Annotated in this window: 9 protein-coding genes; 3 read left to right on the top strand and 6 right to left on the bottom strand. The window is 34.4% G+C overall.

Annotation, left to right across the window (positions count from 1 at the left end):
* Nucleotides 1-9 precede the first annotated feature (9 nt).
* Together RMO53_RS06215 and ribD are read right to left on the bottom strand one after the other, a co-directional pair.
* Nucleotides 10-612 (bottom strand): HAD-IA family hydrolase, encoded by a 603-nt coding sequence (locus tag RMO53_RS06215; protein ID WP_310379027.1) that lies wholly within the window; start codon nucleotides 610-612, stop codon nucleotides 10-12.
* Nucleotides 605-1,648, bottom strand: a complete 1,044-nt coding sequence (ribD, locus tag RMO53_RS06210; RefSeq protein ID WP_310379026.1) for a bifunctional diaminohydroxyphosphoribosylaminopyrimidine deaminase/5-amino-6-(5-phosphoribosylamino)uracil reductase RibD — start codon at nucleotides 1,646-1,648, stop codon at nucleotides 605-607. The genes RMO53_RS06215 and ribD overlap by 8 nt, the downstream gene beginning before the upstream one ends.
* A 104-nt stretch (nucleotides 1,649-1,752) precedes the next feature.
* Here ribD and RMO53_RS06205 point away from each other — a divergent pair, with 104 nt between their 5' ends.
* Nucleotides 1,753-2,241, top strand: coding sequence for a GNAT family N-acetyltransferase (locus RMO53_RS06205; RefSeq protein ID WP_310379025.1), 489 nt, complete (start codon nucleotides 1,753-1,755; stop codon nucleotides 2,239-2,241).
* 205 nt (nucleotides 2,242-2,446) lie between these two features.
* Nucleotides 2,447-3,301, top strand: coding sequence for a peptide chain release factor N(5)-glutamine methyltransferase (gene prmC, locus RMO53_RS06200; RefSeq protein ID WP_310379024.1), 855 nt, complete (start codon nucleotides 2,447-2,449; stop codon nucleotides 3,299-3,301).
* Nucleotides 3,302-3,490: 189 nt separating this feature from the next.
* On the opposite strand, the gene RMO53_RS06195 is transcribed toward prmC, so the two are convergent.
* Nucleotides 3,491-4,732: an ABC transporter permease gene (locus RMO53_RS06195; RefSeq protein ID WP_310379023.1), complete on the bottom strand. Its 1,242-nt coding sequence runs from the start codon at nucleotides 4,730-4,732 to the stop codon at nucleotides 3,491-3,493.
* A gap of 181 nt (nucleotides 4,733-4,913) precedes the next feature.
* Here RMO53_RS06195 and hisS point away from each other — a divergent pair, with 181 nt between their 5' ends.
* The gene (gene hisS / locus RMO53_RS06190) at nucleotides 4,914-6,725 is read left to right on the top strand and encodes a histidine--tRNA ligase (protein ID WP_310379022.1); all 1,812 of its coding nucleotides are present in this window, start codon (nucleotides 4,914-4,916) and stop codon (nucleotides 6,723-6,725) included.
* A gap of 58 nt (nucleotides 6,726-6,783) precedes the next feature.
* Here the strand turns inward: hisS and RMO53_RS06185 are convergent, their stop codons facing one another.
* The 3 genes from RMO53_RS06185 to RMO53_RS06175 form a co-directional block, all read right to left on the bottom strand.
* Nucleotides 6,784-6,969 (bottom strand): hypothetical protein, encoded by a 186-nt coding sequence (locus RMO53_RS06185; RefSeq protein WP_310379021.1) that lies wholly within the window; start codon nucleotides 6,967-6,969, stop codon nucleotides 6,784-6,786.
* A gap of 102 nt (nucleotides 6,970-7,071) precedes the next feature.
* Nucleotides 7,072-14,814 carry a LamG-like jellyroll fold domain-containing protein gene (locus RMO53_RS06180; RefSeq protein ID WP_310379019.1) on the bottom strand — a complete coding sequence of 2,581 codons (7,743 nt, stop codon included), beginning with the start codon at nucleotides 14,812-14,814 and terminating at the stop codon, nucleotides 7,072-7,074.
* Between the two features lie 571 nt (nucleotides 14,815-15,385).
* Nucleotides 15,386-20,419, bottom strand: a 5,034-nt coding sequence (locus RMO53_RS06175) for a choice-of-anchor D domain-containing protein (RefSeq protein WP_310379018.1), incomplete at its 5' end; no start/stop codon positions are given.

Below are 20,419 nucleotides of genomic sequence, written 5' to 3'. Positions count from 1 at the left end.
GAATTATTTTTAAAGAATTTTTTTCTCAAATAAATCTACAACATCTTCTTGACCCACTTGCAAATTCCAGACATTGAAACCCAGTAGTAATGCTGCGTCCGTGTTTTCTTTTTTATCGTCTACAAATAAGGTTCTTTTTGTAGAGAGATCATGTTTATTTATCAGTAGATTATAAATGTTAGCTTCTGGTTTTCTTTTTCCAACTTCGAATGAAAAATAGACTTTTTCGAAACAATTGTAGAAATCATTACAAAAAGAAATTCCGTTTTTTTGTTCGAATGTTTCAATATGAATCGCATCGGTATTACTCAAGAGAAATAAACGGTATTTTTTTGAAAGCATTTGTAGAAATTCCAATCGATATTCTGGAAAATCCAGAAGTACAGCATTCCAGGCAGTTAGAATGTCATTGATAGCAGCATCTGGCATTTTTTTTTGAAAACCAAGGAGGAAATTTTCTTTTGAGATTAGTCCTTTTTCGAATTGTATATTCAAAAAGTCTAAATCATCATTCCACTCTTTTAAACCCAATTTTTTAAGTGCATCAAGGGTTGCTTGTTTATCTAAATTGATAAAAACATCTCCAAAATCAAAAATGATGGTATTAATCATGGTTTCTTGAAATTATAAGTTCATCGTTGTCAAGGGTATGTTTTTTAATGTTTTTTAAAGTAATAATTGGAGCTTTTATGCCTTTTATTAGGTTTGCTTTACCTTTAAATATTCGTGCTTCGTCCCAAAGATCTTCATCTATAAAAGACTGTAAAGTGAGTCGCCCACCTTCAATAATAACTGATTGAATACGGTGTTTGTACAATACCTGAAGTATTTGATTTACTATGTTATTTTCAAAATTTAGTATTTCAAAGATACAGTTTTCTTTTTCAATCTCATTTGTTGATTTACAAAAAACGATAGTTTTTATCTTGCCATCAAGGACATGACTGCTTTTTGAGATGCGATTGTTTTGGTCCAAAACAATTCTAACTGGATTTTTTCCTCTCCAATCTCTAACATCTAATCTTGGATTATCGTCAATCACTGTTTGTGTTCCCACAAGAATGGCTTGTTCTTCGCTTCTCCATTTATGAACTAATTGACGCGAAAATTCGTTGCTTATCCAAACTGGTTTTTGTTCTAGTTTTGTTAATGGTGCCATAAAACCATCTTGACTTTCGGCCCACTTTAAAATAATGTAGGGTCTTTTTTTTTCATGAAAAGTAAAAAAACGTTTGTTTGATTCAACACATTCATTTTCAAGCACACCTACGATTACATTTTTTCCGGCTTCGATTAATTTCTTGATTCCGTTTCCGGCTACTTTTATATTAGGGTCAACGGTTCCAACAACAACATTTGGAATTTCATTATCGATAATCAAATCACAACAAGGAGGTGTTTTTCCAAAATGAAAACACGGTTCCAAACTCACATAAATAGTAGCTTTTTTTAATAATGATTTATCTTTTACGGAATTTACGGCATGGACTTCGGCATGAGAACCGCCATAAGCAGCTGTAAATCCTTCGCCTATAATAGTGTTTTCAAAAACAATAACAGCACCAACTGATGGGTTTGGCATAGCAGCAGGCAAACCATTTTTGGCAAGTTCTAAACAGCGGCGCATGTATTTTTCATGTATATTCACAATACAAAAGTAGTTATTTTTGAGTTTAAGATTTAGTTTTCAAACTTCACAAATTAACAACAAACAATTTCTATTTTTGCAAGTAAAATTAGCTTTAGAAAAAAATGGAGAATTGGATCATTAGAAAAATTGAAAAAAGAGATAATCCAGCGGTAGCACAATTGATTCGTGCTGTTTTTGATGAATTGAATATTCCAAAAGTTGGAACTGCTTATGAAGATACCTATTTAGATTTCATGTTTGAGGAATACAGTAAACCAAAATCAGTTTATTTTGTTGTCGAAAATAATGGAAGGATAATTGGTTCTGCAGGAATTGCTCCTCTTGAAAACGAAGCCGAAACTATATGTGAATTACAAAAAATGTATTTTCTACCCGTAACGAGAGGTAGAGGAATAGGAAGTCAAATGATGGAAATGTGTTTGCAAAGCGCCCGTGATTTTGGCTTTGAAAAATGCTATCTCGAAACGATGCCGTTTATGCATGACGCTCAAAAATTATACAAGAAAGTAGGTTTCGAATATATTTGTTCTCCAATGGGAAGTACAGGTCACACGAGTTGTCCGGTTTGGATGCTGAAAGAGTTAATTTAGGAAAATGTTATTTAACAAAAAGTATAGTGCAACATTATATTTATAATTTTGTCCTTGCTTCGCCTGTTCGAGCTTTGCTTTCGGGTATGACGCAGGAAGAATCTTAAATAATGTGAACCACTAGATGAGATTCTTCCTGCGTCAGAATGACAAATAGTTTGTTATTACATAACTATAAATTCAAAAATTAAATGACATTGTTTTAATGAAAATTAAAGATTACAGAACAAATTTTATTCAAGAACTTTCGTCAATTTACGATTCTGGCGAAGCGGAGGGTTTTTTCTATTTAATTCTTGAAGAAAGACATCAATTGAAACGAATTGACTTGGCTTTGAATATCGATTTAATCTTTTCTGAAGTAGAGCTTGGAACTTGGAATTTGATTTTAGAGCAATTGCAACATGAAATTCCAGTTCAATATTTATTAGGCAAAACTAGTTTTTACGGCTTGGAATTTCTAGTTAATCCATCTGTTTTAATTCCAAGACCTGAAACCGAAGAGTTAGTAGAATGGATTATTAAAAGTCAGAAGATGGAAGATGGAAGCCAAAAGATCAAAATTCTGGATATTGGAACTGGAAGTGGTTGCATTGCAATTTCATTGGCAAAAAATATTCCTAACGCACAAGTTTTTGCATTGGATATTTCTGTAAAAGCTTTGGCTACAGCCAAAAAAAATGCAGAGCTCAATACCGTAAGAATTACATTTTTACATCAAAATATTTTAGAAGCAGAAGATTTAGAACAAGAATTTGATATTATAGTTTCGAATCCACCGTATGTTCGCAATTTAGAAAAACAGGAAATTAGAAAAAATGTTTTGGATAATGAGCCGCATTTGGCACTTTTTGTTGAAGATAATGATGCATTGATTTTTTATAAAAAAATAGCTGAATTAGCACTGAAAAACCTTTCGGAAAACGGTCAGTTGTATTTTGAAATTAATCAATATTTAGGCAAAGAAACCATTGATTTACTTGAGAAAATGAATTTTAAAAATATAGAATTACGCAAAGATATTTACGGGAATGATAGGATGATTCGATGTGAAACTTAAGAAATACGTGGTATAATTTTAGTGTTCAGTGTTCAGTTTATGAGTGTTCAGTTTTGTTAGATTCTAAAAATTGAATATTTATATATTTTATGAAAAGGAAGATTTATTATTCGATGAATTTTTGAAAACTAACAAAAAATTTAATGCTGCAACCAACTAACCACTAAAAAAAATGGACTTCTGCCCACTTTACTCATATCGCAAGGCTTCAATAGGATCAAGTACTGCGGCTTTAATTGCTGGATATAATCCAGAAACTATGGCTACAATAAAGCTCGTTAAGAACGCAGCAAATATTGCTCCCCAAGGAATTACAAAGGCAAAATCCATCGCAGTTGCTAATCCATAACCTATTAAGATTCCTAATATAATACCAACTAATCCTCCTAATTGGCCAATAAGTAAGGTTTCTATAAAAAACTGAAAAGCAATAGTTGTTTTTTTAGCGCCCAAAGCTTTTCGAACCCCAATTTCTCGAGTTCGTTCCGTAACCGATACAATCATTATATTCATAAGTGCAATCGATGATCCAAGAACGGTGATTATGCCAATAAGCCAGGAAGCAAAACCAAGATACTTTGTTATATCTAATATTCTATTTATAAGGTCATCACTTCGCACAATTCCAAAATCATTTTCTTTCACTGGACTCAAATTACGAACTCTCCGCATTGTACTAGTTGCATTGTCCACGGCTTCATCTAAGAATTGTTTGTTAGCCACCATAACACTCAATGAGTAATTGATGTTAGGTGCCGTAAAAAGGGAACGTGCTACTTGAATGGGAATCAGTACTCTTAAATCTTGACTGTTCCCAAAAGTGGAGCCTTTTTCTTTTAAAACTCCAATGACTTTAAACTTGGCACCACGAATAGAAATAATTTTATCAATGGGGTTAACATCTTTCAACAACCCTTTTTGAAAATCAGAACCCACAACACATGAATACGTATTGTTTTGAATATCGAATCCAGTAAAATTTCTGCCTAAACTAGTTTCTAAACCAGAATTAGACATAAAATGTTCATCAACACCAACTACTGAAATTTCAGGATCTGTTTTTTCGGCTTCATATTTTACCTCGGCAGAAGCAGTGGCAGTAAATGAAAGCGAAGTTTCGGTCAAGGGATATTTATATTTGTTTTTAAACGCTACAGCTTCTGGATAAGAAATTATAGGATTTATAATTTCTCTTTCGCCTCCGCCTTGTTGTCGAGATCTATTTTCGTATTGATTAATATTAAAAGTATTCGAACCCATTGAGGCAAAATCTTTGGAAAGAGTATTTTCTAAAGCTGAAACTACGGTTAATATTCCTACTAAAGCAGTGATTCCAATAGCAATAATCAATACCGTAAGTATGGTGCGCAACATTTGGGTTCTAATTGAACCTAGTGCAATCCGGATATTTTCTCTAAATAGTTTAAACATAATTACTATTTGACACGAAATTGCATTTTTTGTTACAAGTTTGTTTTAGAAGATGTGATATTTATTTTAAAAACAAGATATTTGCAACGTGAAGTAGGAAGACGGAAGTAGGAAGATGGAAGTTTAATACTCCTGGCTTCTAACTCCTGGCTTCTAACTCCTAAACTTCTAACTTTAAAAAATGGCTCAAAAACCAAGTATTCCAAAAGGAACCAGAGATTTTTCGCCTGCCGAAGTGGCAAAGCGTCAGTATATTATAGCAATTATAAAAAATAATTTCGAGAAGTTTGGGTATCAACCTATCGAAACACCTTCATTTGAAAACTCCGAAACCTTGATGGGGAAATACGGTGAAGAAGGAGATCGATTGATTTTTAAAATATTAAATTCTGGAGATTACCTTGGAGAAATAAAAAATATTCTTTCAATATATTTAGATAGTGTTTTTACTAATGTTGTTACTCAATTATCATTTCGTGTAAATAAGCAAAATGTAGAGGATTTCTATGAGGAAAAGATAAAAAACATATCTAATTTATCATTTGAAAATAATCACCAAGAAATAGAAATCATAATTGATAAGGCATATGAGAAAGTATTGGAAAAATTAGTTTCAGAAGATTTTATTGAGAAATTAGTCGAAGAAATGAATGGCAAATATAGCTTTGAATTTAAATTACAAAATTTTTATTCAGATGAACTAAAAAATATTATTTTAGAAGAAATATCAAGTTTAAAATCCAGTAAAGTATTAAACAAAAATATCTATAAAGCCATACAAGATTGTGAATCTTGCGATATTTCAGATAGTGAAGTTGTTAAAGAGTTCATTGAAAGAAGAGTTTTTAGAGTTTTAGGAAAATACTTCACATTAATGGAAAGTAAAAAACTAACAACTCAAATTTCTGAGAAAGCGTTGCGATACGACTTAACTGTTCCTTTTGCACGTTATGTGGTGCAACACCAAAACGAAATTGAATTTCCGTTTAAGCGGTATCAAATTCAACCGGTTTGGCGTGCCGATCGCCCGCAAAAAGGACGATTCAGAGAATTTTTTCAGTGTGATGCCGATGTTGTGGGTTCAAAATCGTTGTGGCAAGAAGTAGAGTTGGTACAATTATACGATTCGGTTTTTACAGATTTAGGTTTAGAAGGAGTGACGATTAAAATTAATAATAGAAAGATTCTCTCTGGAATTGCCGAAGTCATTGGGGCAAAAGACAAGCTAATCGATTTTACAGTTGCGCTTGATAAACTCGACAAAATAGGTGAGGACGGTGTCAAAAAGGAAATGATTGAGAAAGGAATTGCTGAATCTGCTATAGAAAAAGTGCAACCACTTTTTAATTTTACTGGAACAATTTCGGAGAAAATAAGTAAACTTTCTGTGTTGCTTTTTGAATCCAAAGAGGGAACGAAAGGAGTTGAAGAGTTGCGATTTATTTGTGATAATGTTACTAGTTTAGGTTTGAACAAATCAATTTTAGATTTGGATGTAACTCTGGCTCGAGGATTGAATTATTATACAGGAGCTATTTTTGAAGTGGCACCGCCAAAATCTGTTTCAATGGGTTCTATTGGCGGCGGCGGACGATACGATGATTTGACAGGAATTTTTGGTTTGTCAAATGTGAGTGGAGTTGGGATTTCGTTTGGTTTGGATAGAATTTATCTGGTTATCGAGGAGTTGAAATTATTTCCAGAAAGGGTTACTTTCACCTCAAAAGCTTTGTTTATAAATTATGGCGAAAAAGAGGCGTTTTATGCTTTGAAAGCCATCAAAGAATTACGCAGTTTTGGAATTCGAGTAGAATTGTATCCAGAAGATGTAAAAGTGGCAAAACAGTTTCAATATGCCGATAAACGTGGAATTTCGTTTGCGGTTATCGTAGGAGAAAATGAGATGAATGAAGGTAAATATATTTTAAAAAATTTAAATTCAGGAGAACAAATAGTTTTAGATTTTAATAGTTTAAACGAAGCTTTGAAATAATTTTTTCTCCAAAAAAAATGCCTCGACTTGAGGCATGTTTTATAATAATTAAGGTTAATTATGCTTTTTTAGCGCAGCATTTTTTCCCTTCGGCTTTTGCCATTTTTTTATCGCATTTTTTTCCTTCGGCTTTGCATTTTGCTTCGCATTTTGCTTTTTCTTCTTTTGCAGTAGCTTTTGTATCTTGTGCGCTAGCGTTAATTGTAAATAATACAATTGTTAATACGGTAAGTATTTTTTTCATTTTTTATAAATTTAAATATTATTATTTTTTAAAGTCAACAAATTGTATGCCAAATGTATACATTAACAATACATGATTTCAATAAGTAGAGTTAATGTTTACTTAATTAACTATGATTTTTTTGTTTATTTCCCCTTTCGAAGTTTTTACTTTGGCAATGTAAATTCCTGAACTTATATTTTTTATTGGAATTTGAATATTAGTTTGATCCTCATCATCAATATCCCAACTCGAAACGGCTTGACCTAAAATATTAAAAAGAGAAACAGAATTCACAGTAGAGTCAAAATCATTATTTTTTATGATTAATACTTTGTAATTATTAGAATAGAAAACATTTACTCTATTATCAATAGCTTCGTTATCTTCAACACCAAGGGTTTTACTTTCAAATCGCAATGAAAAACGATTGTTGTATTCGCCAACCGCAAGTGTAATTTTAAAAGAACTGTCTTTAATGTTATGGTCCGTTCCAGAGGTGTTATCATGTAAATAGATTTCAGTGCTTGAAGGTACATTTTCCAATTCGTCTATTTTTACTATCACTTCACCAGCATTAGCAGCAACTATTCCTAAAGGTATTTTTTGGCCGGTATTAAAATCTGGAACAGCTTGAATTACAAATTGACTGTTGCTAATTTCCCAATACATATCATTTTCATTGGTATCAAACATTGGAGCATCATAGCCAATGTCATAAAGAGCGGTTGTGTTCGTATCTGCGCCAACTAATAGCTGTCTATGCGCGCCAATAGCGGAGGTATAACCAAGTCTGATTTTTGGTCTAATATCAGCGTTTGCATTTGCTTTAGTAGTACCTCTTTTTTTCATAAAAACAGAGCTTGGCGTACTTTCACGAATAAATACACGCTGACTATTTTTGAATTTTATAGTTCCACCACTTACAGTTGCTTCTGTTCCTGATAAGGTTGGATCTAAATAAGCATCTACAAAAAATCCTTGTCCAACGGGAATGAATTGTTTAGGTCTATTTATTCCAACAGCACCGTCGTTTAGATTCAAAGAGCTATTATTGATTGCCTCAACACCACCTATTAATGTATAAGTCGCATAACCACCTTCATATTCTGCTAGGTTATGATTGTTTGAAAGCCCAAAATGATCCCAAAAATAAAGCGCGCCATTAAATACATTGACCCCAGCTCTGCCTGCTAAATTATCTAATATAAATTCGTTTGCGTCAAGTGCAGAAGGATATGGGTTTCCTAATAAATAAGTTTGGTCATAAGGTAAAGCTAGTGTAATTGTTGCAGAGTTGGGTTTTCCAACAAATACATAATTTTGTGTAGTTGCAATTGGTGATACTCCACCAGTTCCTTTCATGGTAAATCCTTCGCCAGCTTTCAAAAGTCCTGTGTTTGCTTTATAATTCCATTGAAAATAATCCTGTAAATCTGTATTTGCTTCTAGCGTTTGAGAATTGTAAGACCATATCCAACGGTTACTTGTTTTAATTGGATTTGTCACTATGCCATCGGCAAAATATTCATCATCACCAAATGTAATTGCGCTCGGACTTGCTGAATTTGTTCCGTCTCTTAAAATTCCTGAAAGAGAATGTGTCGTATTATTAACAAGTCCTTGAATAGTACTTACTGGCGATGACCAATAATTGTAATTGAAACTGTTTTTCTTTCCTTGTTGGTCACGTTCAAGATAACCTAAACTGGTTGCGTCAAAAATACTTTCGCTAAATTGTATTGGCGTTAAACGTTTTTGAACTAATTGAGATTCTCCCACAAGGTCAATGTTACCATTTAATTTTAAATAATGTGTAATCCATAATCCTTGACCATCATTATTTTCGATAGGAGCGGTTACTGTAGGATCAGCAATTGTCAATTTTCCGGCAGTTGAAATCAAACCTAATACCGTGATGTCTTTGTTTCCAGAATTAATATCGTGAGCTGATTGAACTATATTCCAATCAATTGGAGTGCCATTATAACCTAAGCTGTTTGGAAAATCCCAAACAGAATCACTGTATTTCCATGGAGTTGTTCCAATACCTCTATCAGTCCAGTTACCATTTCTTATTGAAATATATGGTAATGGTGCTGTTTCATCTTGTGAACTCGTTATATTTCTTAATTTACCATCTACTCCTTTTCCACCAAAAGGGGTTAAATAACCACAGGTTATCAAATTCATACGGTAGTAACCATTCAAATTAGACCATAACAAAGGTTGGTCATCTATTCCATCTAAATTGACATCTGGACCATTTATATCAATAGGAATTATTTCTCCTCTAACAGCAGTACCGTTATTAATAATTTGTTGGTTCATCATTTGCCGAACATGATGAGGACTCAAGCCTACGCCCCATATTCTTAATTCATCCATCCATCCCGAAAAATGATTTACAGGTTTGTTCGGTGGGTTTCCGGTTTGATCCATTGCTCCAGCCATACATCCCAGAGTATTGCTTATTGGAGCAGAACCTGCGGAACTGATAACTTCAATTCCGTCAACATATAATTTATAGATTCCACCAGTATAAGTAACAGCAACATGATACCATCTGCTTGTTGTTAATAATTGAGGGGATGTTATTTGACTTCCACTATTCCAATTAAAAGATAATGTACTGCCTACAAGCCTCAAGTCATAACCATTTATAAGGCTGTTTGCATTTCGTTTAGATATAATGGTTTGAATATTACTCAATGGATTTACTGGTTGTGGATCTGGTTTTACCCAAACTTCTATACTAAAAGCACTTCCTAATCCATAATTATTTTTAAATTCTACATAATCATTAACACCATCAAAATCAATTACATTGCATGCAGTCAATGTTACTTGAACATCGCTAAAACAGGGAGATCCGTTTAGTTTCCATCTCAAGGTATAAACTCCAGCATCTCCAGAAAAAGAGGAGGTTGGGCTAGCATCATTAGAGAAACTATATGTACCACAAGTATTTGTAGTTGAAAAGACAGTCCATTTTCCTGTAGTTCCTGTGCCAGGATCATCACTAAAATCATTTCGTACTAATGTTGGATAAGCACCATCATCATTATTTTGATTAGCAGATTTAGTATTGTCATAAGCATTAAGATTAACCGTTCTTTCTCCGCACTCAGCATTAGTATAAGCTTGTGCTGGTCCAGCATAGGCGTAATTTACTTTTACAGTAGCTATTGCAGTTCCTTCTGGGTCATATGCCCTACATCCATTTACTAATGCTGTTGCACCATATTGGTGAACACCAGGCGCAGTTGGGACAAAATTATAGGCAACTTCTAATTTATCACGTATTATGTATTCTCCAGGTTCACCCAATCCATCAGTCCATTCCACAGCATCACTGTAGGGTCTGATTGGAATTTTAATGTTGTCAATCGCCCAGGTACTTTCATCTGTTGTCCCAAAAAAGGTCCATCTAACCCTTAAGTTACTATTACCAATATAATCTGAAATATCAAATGAGGAGTTGTCATTTTGAAAATTAAAATAAGTAGTAGTAGCATTATTTGGAACAGGAGCTAAATATGGATAAGTTACCGGAGCGCCATGAGTATCACCCCAAGAAAGTGCATGTGGACTAGTTCCAATTAAATCTTGCAAAACAATTGTATCTTCTAGGGTTGTTCCATCTGCTGCAAATATTAGTAGCTCTAATTTACAAATGTCACCAGCATGTAAATTATAAGCTTGGTCAAATTCAACTGCAGCGGTTTTTAAACCTACCAAGCTAAATAGAGGTGTCTCTAAAGTTGTTGGTCCTACCCCAAAGTTAGAAATATAACCTGGACTATTAAAATTACCATGTGCTATACCAAATTTAAATTCATTTGAATCGTATTCAATTTCGTACAATGTTCCTACAGGATGATCATTCGTTCCAGACCAATTGTTGAATTTTGTGTTATTTCCTGAAGCGGTCCATTGAGCACCAGCAACTTGGCCGTCTATTTGCCATTGAGTTGGATCCCATTTGTCTGGAAATTGTCCGCTGTTAAAATCGCCACCTTCATCAACATTTACAGTCGAAACATATCCGCTTCGAGCGACTAATGTTACAGAATCATTTAGGCATATATTGAAATCATCTTCATCCAAGATTGGGGGAACATCAGGAGGAATAGCGTGTACGTTTATGATATTGGAATATTGTGTACAGTCTCCAACTTGAACTAGAACTCTAAATAATGTAGATTTTGTATTATTAAAATCAAAAATAATATCATAAAAGTCTTCAGTATTAGCAATGACAGACCATGCTGCATCACCAACTTCGAATTTCTCCCAACGAATAATTGTTCCTATTTCTCCAGCTAAAGTCATAGATATTGGGTTTATATCGTCCGGACAAGAAGTAATGGCAATATTATCAGTAGGAGTTGGTAAAGGAATCAAATTAGACACATAACCAGTTAGAGTACCTCCAGAAATTGGCGGTGCTGTTAGTATTACATTTTGGGTTTGAGTTGAGGTGTTTCCGTTTCCATCATTATAAGTCCAAGTGACGATAGTAGTTCCTTGTTTAGTAATTGGGAACGAAGTTGTTGTTGTGCCAGTAATTGTTCCTTGACAAGTATCAGTTGCTGTTGGTGCTGTTAAACTGGATAATACACATGCTCCAGTAACATTTGGTAGGGTTGCAATGTTAGCGACTGGTGCAATGGTATCATCAATAATAATATTTTGGGTGCTCGTTATAATTGTTCCAAAAGCAAATGACCAGACAACAGCAAATGTTCCTTGAGTATTATAACTAGTTTGATCTCCTGTTGTTCCAGTTACTGTTACTCCACAACTATCTGTAAAGTTTGGAGCAGTTAATGTTGCTGAACATTGTACTGATACATTTGCTAAAGTTATTATTGGTTTTGGATTCACTGTTACATTTACCGTGAATGTTGAGCCAGGGCAAGAGTTAGAATTTGGGGTAACGGTATAGCGAACTACACCAGCAGTTGTGCCTGTATTTGTCAATGTTTGTGAAATTGAAGTTCCGCAAGCTCCAGGGCAACCACTAAATCCCGTTATTGTCCCACCAGCAGGTGTTGTAATTATTGCAGCCGTCCAAGTAAATATTGTACCACTTACTGATGAATTTAGTGCAACACTACTGGTTCTGGCATTACAAATAGTTTGATTTGAAGCTGAACCTATTGGTAGTGGGTTAACAATTACTGAATAGGTTGCAGTTGCTCTTATAGTCGGAGTACAGGCTATTGTACTAGTTACGGTCATAGTTAAAGTTACGGTAGTTCCAGTATCGCCCGCTGCAGCGGTGTAAGTTGGTGTTAAAGTTGTACTTCCAGCAGTAATTGTGCCTGCACCATTTTCTGTCCATAAAATTGTCCCGTTGGATGAAGTTGCACCACTAACGGTAGCCGTTGCAAGCGGGCAAATCGTTCTGCTTCCTCCAGCAATTGCCGTTGGTAATGGATTAACAATTACGGAATAGGTTGCAGTTGCCGTTTGTGGCGCACAAGCGTTGTTACTAGTTACCGTCATTGTTAAGGTTACGGTAGTTCCAGCATCGCCGGCAGTTGCAGTATAAGTTGGTGTTAAAGTTGTACCACCAGCAGTAATTGTGCCTGCACCATTTTCTGTCCATAAAATTGTTCCGTTGGATGAAGTTGCTCCACTTACGGTAGCGGTTGCATTGGAACAAATTGTTTGAGTTCCACCAGCAGTTGCCGTTGGTAATGGATTAACAATTACAGAATGGATTGCAGTTGCCGTTTGTGGCGCACAAGCGTTGTTACTAGTTACCGTCATTGTTAAGGTTACAGTAGTTCCAGCATCGCCAGCAGTTGCAGTATAAGTTGGTGTTAAAGTTGTACTTCCAGCAGTAATAGAACCTGCTCCATTTTCAGTCCATAAAATTGTCCCGTTGGATGAAGTTGCACCACTAACGGTAGCAGTTGTGTTGGAACAAATTGTTCTACTTCCTCCAGCAGTTGCCGTTGGTAATGGATTAACAATTACGGAATAGGTTGCAGTTGCCGTTTGTGGCGCACAAGCGTTGTTACTAGTTACCGTCATTGTTAAGGTTACAGTAGTTCCAGCATCGCCTGCAGTTGCGGTATAAGTTGGAGTTAAAGTTGTACCACCAGCAGTAATTGTGCCTGCACCATTTTCTGTCCATAAAATTGTTCCGTTGGATGAAGTTGCTCCACTTACGGTAGCGGTTGCATTGGAACAAATCGTTCTGCTTCCTCCAGCAGTTGCAGTTGGTAATGGGTTAACAACTACTGAATAGGTTGCAGTTGCTGTTATAGTTGGAGTACAGGTTATTGTACTTGTTACCGTCATTGTTAAGGTTACAGTAGTTCCAGCATCGCCAGCAGTTGCAGTATAAGTTGGAGTTAAAGTTGTACTTCCAGCAGTAATAGAACCTACACCATTTTCTGTCCATAAAATTGTCCCGTTGGATGAAGTTGCACCACTAACGGTAGCAGTTGTGTTGGAACAAATTGTTTGAGTTCCTCCAGCAGTTGCCGTTGGTAATGGATTAACAATTACGGAATAGGTTGCAGTTGCTGTTATAGTTGGAGTACAGGTTATTGTACTTGTTACTGTCATTGTTAAGATCACGGTAGTTCCAGCATCGCCTGCAGTTGCAGTATAAGTTGGAGTTAAAGTTGTACTTCCAGCAGTAATTGTGCCTGCACCATTTTCTGTCCATAAAATTGTTCCGTTGGATGAAGTTGCACCACTAACGGTAGCGGTTGTATTGGAACAAATTGTTTGAGTTCCACCAGCAGTTGCCGTTGGTAATAGGTTAACAATTACTGTAGCCGAAGCGCAAGTTGTGGTGTTGCAAGTTCCGATGTATCTAACAAAATAAGTTGTATCAGATGAAGGGGAAACAATAATACTATTTCCAGTTCCTACAGATGTTCCACCGCAAGAGCCAGAAAACCATTCTACAGTTGCACCAGTTCCAGCTGTTCCTCCACTCAAAGTGAGTGTAGTAGAATCGCCATTACAAATAGTAGTTGTTCCTGTGATACTTGTTGGTGCTACAGAAAATGTATTTACGGTAACTGTTGCAGTACTTTGTATTGCAGAAACTGCTCCGCAAACATCTGTAGCTATTACAGAATAAACACCGGAATTTGATGTTGTAATACCATTAATTACAGGATTTTCGTCAGTTGAAGTAAAGCCGTTTGGGCCAGTCCAACTGAAAGTATAAGGTGTAACTCCTCCGATAGGGTTTGAGGTAAGGGTCAAATTATCACCTTCACATAAAGCGGCTGCAGAAATTGTGGGGTTTGTAGTTGGGCTTGAAATTGTAAATGTAGCTTTATAATTTGCACTTAAGTTACTAATGTACTTTGTAGTTTCGCAAGTAGAAGTACTTGTATTTGAACCGGTGTAATCATAATAAACTTCCAGGGTATAATTTCCTGAAGATAATCCAGTTATAAAATTTACATTTAAAGTATAATCCTTCCATTTTTGATCTCTGTTTTCAATTATGCATGGTCCTAATCCGTCGTCAAAAACACCAGGGGCAATAATGCCACAATCATAGACGTTTAATAATGAAATTGTGTTGAAACTACCCGATGGAGAACCGGTTATATAAACACGCCAATTTACTGTGGCTGTGCATACATTTGCAGAAGCATTTTTGTTTGTTTTTATTTCGCCAGCTGTGATGCTAGCACAAGTAGAATTTTGACCAAAAATTCCCAAGTTGGCTCCATCTAAAGGAACTAATCCTATGTCGCCAGTTGTATTATATATAACATTATTAATTCTTATACCAGAAGCAAATTGCCCAAAGTCTTGACTGAAGCTTATGAAAGAGCTAAAAATGAATAAAAGTATAAAAAAGTAGTTTTTTTTCATAGCATTACATTTAGAATCAAATAAGTAATGATTTAAACTTGTTATTTGATTTTTATTTACTGCTTACTTGTTCAAATTTAAGTAATTATAGAAATATTTTAATAAATTGATTTTTAATTCCGATAAACAGACTTATATATTCGATAAACTACTTTTTTTAACATTTCAATTTTCTTATTTTAACAATTTATTCTCTTGTTTTTGTATCAAATAAGCCTTAATTTATGCTGAATAGTAATTTGAAATATTTTTTTGAACATTTTAACATAACAAATATAATTTAATTTTTAAATAAATCGACAAAAAGCATAAAAAACAGCTAAAATACACAAATTAATAAATTAAAATACGTATAATACTACAAAAACACAATTAATGGATGTGATACTTGTTGTTTAATTTATAAAAATTAATTTATAAAAATTAGAAATTGATTTGATTTTGAGATACTTAACTCATCATGCGCATTGCAAAAAAAAGAGGAATTGGAATTAGTTAATCGCTGAATTTTGGTCAAAAAAAAACTGTCTTTTCAGACAGTTTTCTAATTTATAAATTAATATAAAATTTGTTAATCATCAAAGACAACTACTTTTTTGCTAATTTCAAATCCTTCGGTGGTTTTTAATTTTGCAATATAAATACCCGTACTAATGTTCTTAATAGGAATTTGAATTTTAGTTTGATCTTTATTTTCTAAATTCCAATTTGAAATTGATTGCCCTAGAATATTATATATTGTAACAGCTTTAACTCTATTATCTTGATTAATGTTTGTAATATTTAAAATATGATTTGAATTAGTATATTCTATTTTAATATCTCCAGTTACAATTAATTCGTCGTCTACTGAACTTATTTTGTCATTATCCTGTTTTTTATGTTTAAAGCATAGAGCAAATCGATGGTTATAATCCCCTTTAGGAAGCACTATTTCGAATGTTTGATTTTTTAAATCATGATATTTTTTTGTTACTTTATCATAAATGTAGATTTTATTATTTTTATCAAAATTTTCAATCGCATCAACCATGAAAATTACTTTTCCTTCCGCATCTGTTTTAACACCAATTGGATAAGAATCATTATTGTAAAATGCTCCAACACCTTGAATTAACAATTGACTTTCGCCAGCTAAGAAATACATGTCATTTGGATTTTCATCTAAATTTAGTCCATCATAACCATAATCTAAATCATCTGTCGCTTTTTCGTTCATGAACCCCAATAAAATTTGACGGTGGTAATTATTATGAGAAGTAAATCCTAAACGAATTTTCATGTAATTATTAGTGTCAACTTTTGTTTTATCATTTTCGTTGTTTCCCTTTTTTGGATTTTTAACGGGATTTTTTTTGAACATGGAGTTAGAAACTCCCGTTTCATCTTCTTTATGAAAACCTCTCTGGCTGTTGTTAAATTCAACAATTCCGCCGCCGCCTATTTTTCCGTTTACAAAAAACCCTTGCCCAACAGGTATAAATTGTCCAGGTACTTTTGTACTAGAACCCAAACCGCTAATTAAAGCAGGAGCAACGGGAGCAATACCTCCGGTTAAGTTTCTTTCGGCATAACCACCTTGATAATCTCGTAAATCGTGCGTATTATTTGAAGCATAATGTTCCCAGAAATACAATGTTCCATCGATAGAACTTGAATTGTCGTTTATAAATTCTGTTGCATCAAGTGATGACGCGTATGGGTTTCCTACTAATAGTAATTGATCGTCACCGACAACATTAGATACAATTGCGCCACTATTTGGCTTACCATTAAAGACATAATTTTGAGTTCCAATTGCGCCACTTCCTTTCATAGTGTATCCAAGACCAACTCTTACAGCACCAGTTTGCCCTAACTGTACCCAATTGAAATAATCATTGCCATAATTATCAAACTTGTAAATCCAATATCCAGCCAAACTTATCGGTGACGTTGGCGCACCATTGTAACCTGCTACCCAGTTTATATTTGCTGGTATTGCAGGATTAGTTCCATCACGCATTATGCTAGTAATGTTATAATCATTGTTGTTACTTGTAATATTAACAGGACTCACTGGAGCACTCCAATAATTGTAATTGTATAAATTAGAATGTCCTTGTTGGTCTCTTTCGGCCGAACCACTACTGGTAACATCCAAGTCGCTTTCGGTAGTTTGAACTAATTGTGATTTGCCTTCTAAATCTATTTTTCCATCTAATTTCAGGTACCAATCGTTTTGTAATTTTGTATCATTATTCATTATAATATTAATTCCTGAATCCACGAACATGGCTAAATCTGTGGAGTTTGAAGTTTCGGTAATGTTATGTTTTACTTGAACTATAGAATAATCATTATCCAAAATATCTAAACCACGAATGTCTTTTGTAATATTATGGACAGCAGTTGCAAAATCTCCAGTTCGTTCCGTCATGAATGGCATTGGGGCTTGTTGCACACGTATGTTTTTGTGATTGAATATTTTTGTTCCAATAACATCAATTGCAGGGGTTGTTAAATCGTCAATGATATCGTCCTTGAAAGCATCCATTCGATAATACCGAATTAAATTAGTAAAAGGCAATGATGCTGGTGTTGTTGCAACATTTTTAGGAACTATTAATCCTCTAATTTCGGAACCATTGTTTTGGATTTCTTGGTAGACCATTCTTTGTAAATGAGAATCAGTTAAAGCCGAATTAAAGACACGAACTTCGTCAATTTTTCCATTAAAATACTTGTTACTAGCCATTGGGTTTCTTCCAAGAGTAAGTAATGAAGCATCTGCGGTAATTGCACCAGAAACTGCTTGAGTTCCAACTAAAACACCGTTTAAATATAATTTCAAGTTACTTCCGTCATAAGTTGCTCCAACATTGTACCATTGTGAAACGTTCAGTGCTGTATTATAAGTTACTGTTGTTCCATTCAAAACAGCTTCTAGTTTTTTGGCACTTGTAACTCGGATTTGGAATTTATCTTGACCTACAATAACGCCATCAGTTGCAAAAGTAGGATTCAAATCTATCCATGCCATTAGAGAAGCATTGGCTAAACCACCAAGAATTGCAGTGCTTTGCCCATAATCGTTTCGACCATCGAAGTCAAGAAATAATTTAGTATTCATATCTCTTGGTGAACCAAAATAAGCTGGAGCAACAGCCGTATCAAAAAGATCAGCAATTCCATCTTTGTCCGTGTCAGTTGCGCTATCAATTATACCATCATTATTTGTGTCTAAAATTTTATAATCATAAATCAATAGTGTGTTTGCAATATCATAAGAAACACCGTTTGACATTGTGTCTAAATAATCCGGAATTCCGTCATTGTCAGTATCTTTAAGATAGGTTGTGGCTGGGTTAGCATTTACAATTCCTTGAGATAAATTTCCGTATTGACTGATAAATGTTATTCCAGTTCCGTAATCATAAATGTCTAATATTCCGTCACCAAAGCCTTCTGCAACTAAATCCCCATTAGTATCTTTACTTCTAAAATTTTCTGATTCTGGACCATCACCTCTGCCATCACCGGTAATATCGCCATCGCCATTTACAAATCCAGTTACTGCATTTGTATTTCCAGCACCGGATTCATCAACATCAAAAAGACTGTCGTTATCGCTGTCTAAATCGATATAATTTGGAATTGTATCCCCATCAGAATCTAAAGCAGGTAGTGCACCAGCAGATTCGGCACCATCGTGTAAACCATTTACGTTCGAATCAGCCCAAGCCACATCTATTTTACCTCTTGCATTACTAATGCTTCCTAGTCCAGCTTCAATAACATCTTCGATACCATCGTTATCAGCATCTAAATCAAATAAATCGGCAATTCCGTCAGAATCTAAATCACATAATTTTTGTGTAATTAAGATATCGTCCAAAGCTAAATCATTTCCTGTACCTCCTGTTTCATTGTTGATAAAAATTACTTTAAAAGCAGTTACATTAAAGGTTAATGGTGCAGTAAATTGATACCAATCGCCAGCTAAATTTCCATTTGTAGTAGGAGCAATGGCACCTGTGTTTATGGTTGCCAACACATTATCATTTATATCTCTGAATTCTACTCTTATATTTGGTCTTAATCTAGTTCCAATACTTGGAGCATCTGTTCTATCAATATTTAAAACCCAAAAACTGTATGTAATAGGAATGTTTGGTAAAGCTCCAGTAATTAATGCAGTATAGAAAATTCCTGGTGTATATGAAGCATTGAATATTGCCATTCTACCATTTACATTTCCGGTATGATCAACTCCTTTGTACCAATACTGATTTGCCCAAGATGCTATTTGAGTACTAGAACCCACAGTATATTTACCATCATTCAGGTCTAAACTTAAACCACTACCTTCAACATTTGTAGGTGTAACAGCATCTTGATAACCGTAAGTTGTTGTGGCTGCGTAAGTCGTATTTATGGTTGTTCTAACTCCAGTTCCAAAGGTTTCATACAAGAATTTATAATCTACTTTAGTCCCATTCGAATTATTGCAATTTACTTCTTCTGTAAGGTCTTTAATGCCATCATTATCATCATCAATATCAATGTTGTCATAAACGACATCGCCATCACTATCAAAAAAAGTTTGAATTCCTGTTCCTTGTATGGTGAAAGTATAAGGGTTTTCATCACTGTCATTACTTGCAATAGAAACTACAGCAGTTTTTAAACCTAATGAACTTGGATTAAATTGTATTTTAAAAGTAGTTGTGTTTAGACTTGTAATTGGAGTACTTGGTGTAGCAATCACAACAAAATCGGCGCTTCCGATAATAGACACTAGTGGAGCACCAGTTAAATTCAAATTACTTCCACCGTAATTTTGTATTGTAAAAGTCTTAGTTTGTGGATTTGTTATAATTTGTGTAGAATCAAAATCAGTCCAGTCATTGATTGAAGGTGTATTATCTCCATTTGCAATCGAAGTATAATTTCCTTGAAGATCAATTTCAGGAGAAGGAACTGATGTAAAAGAGTTTCCTCGAATAGCAAAGTTATACGGATTTTCTGTGGCATCATTATTAACAATTGAAATTGCTGCTGTTCTTATTCCTGCAGCTAATGGAAGAAATCGCACTACAAAAGTGGTGGAACTTCCTCCTGCAACTGTTGCACTTGGAGCAGTAGTTACAGTAAACTCCGAAGCATTTGTTCCAGAAAAACTAATTGCTCCAATGGTCAAAGTAGTTAAACCAGTATTTTTAATTGTGTAGGTTCTAGTAATTGGTGTGTTTACAAATGTATCTCCTAATATAGTCCAGTTGTTAGTAGAAGTTAAGGTTGCATTATCTGGAATAATAGTTGCATTTCCTTCAATTTGAATTTCTTGAGCTACACCTACATCTAATCCTGTTCCTCGTATCGAAAAATTATAAGGATTTTCGTTGCTGTCATCATTTACAATAGTCATTGTTGCGTTTTTCACACCTGAAGTTGAAGGAAAAAATCGCACTGTAAATGTTGTTGAGCTTGAAGCTGATATAGTTGAACTTGGTAACGTAATTACTGTAAAGTCAGCTGCATTTGTTCCAGAAAAAGTTATAGCTCCAATGGTTAATGGCAAATTCCCTGTATTTTGAATCGTGTAGGTTACTGTATTTGCAGA

The sequence above is a fragment of the Flavobacterium sp. genome, from assembly GCF_031409475.1.
In the GTDB taxonomy this organism is placed as follows: Bacteria; Bacteroidota; Bacteroidia; order Flavobacteriales; family Flavobacteriaceae; genus Flavobacterium.
Note: the sequence above shows the minus strand (reverse complement) of the source record. Positions and strands in the feature narration are given on the sequence as shown.

Excerpts from the sequence above, each read along its gene's own strand:
- RMO53_RS06205 (WP_310379025.1), top strand. The coding sequence starts at position 1,753 with ATGGAGAATTGGATCATTAGAAAAATTGAAAAAAGAGATAATCCAGCG.
- RMO53_RS06185 (WP_310379021.1), bottom strand. The coding sequence starts at position 6,969 with ATGAAAAAAATACTTACCGTATTAACAATTGTATTATTTACAATTAAC.
- RMO53_RS06215 (WP_310379027.1), bottom strand. The coding sequence starts at position 612 with ATGATTAATACCATCATTTTTGATTTTGGAGATGTTTTTATCAATTTA.
- RMO53_RS06195 (WP_310379023.1), bottom strand. The coding sequence starts at position 4,732 with ATGTTTAAACTATTTAGAGAAAATATCCGGATTGCACTAGGTTCAATT.
- RMO53_RS06180 (WP_310379019.1), bottom strand. The coding sequence starts at position 14,814 with ATGAAAAAAAACTACTTTTTTATACTTTTATTCATTTTTAGCTCTTTC.
- hisS (WP_310379022.1), top strand. The coding sequence starts at position 4,914 with ATGGCTCAAAAACCAAGTATTCCAAAAGGAACCAGAGATTTTTCGCCT.
- prmC (WP_310379024.1), top strand. The coding sequence starts at position 2,447 with ATGAAAATTAAAGATTACAGAACAAATTTTATTCAAGAACTTTCGTCA.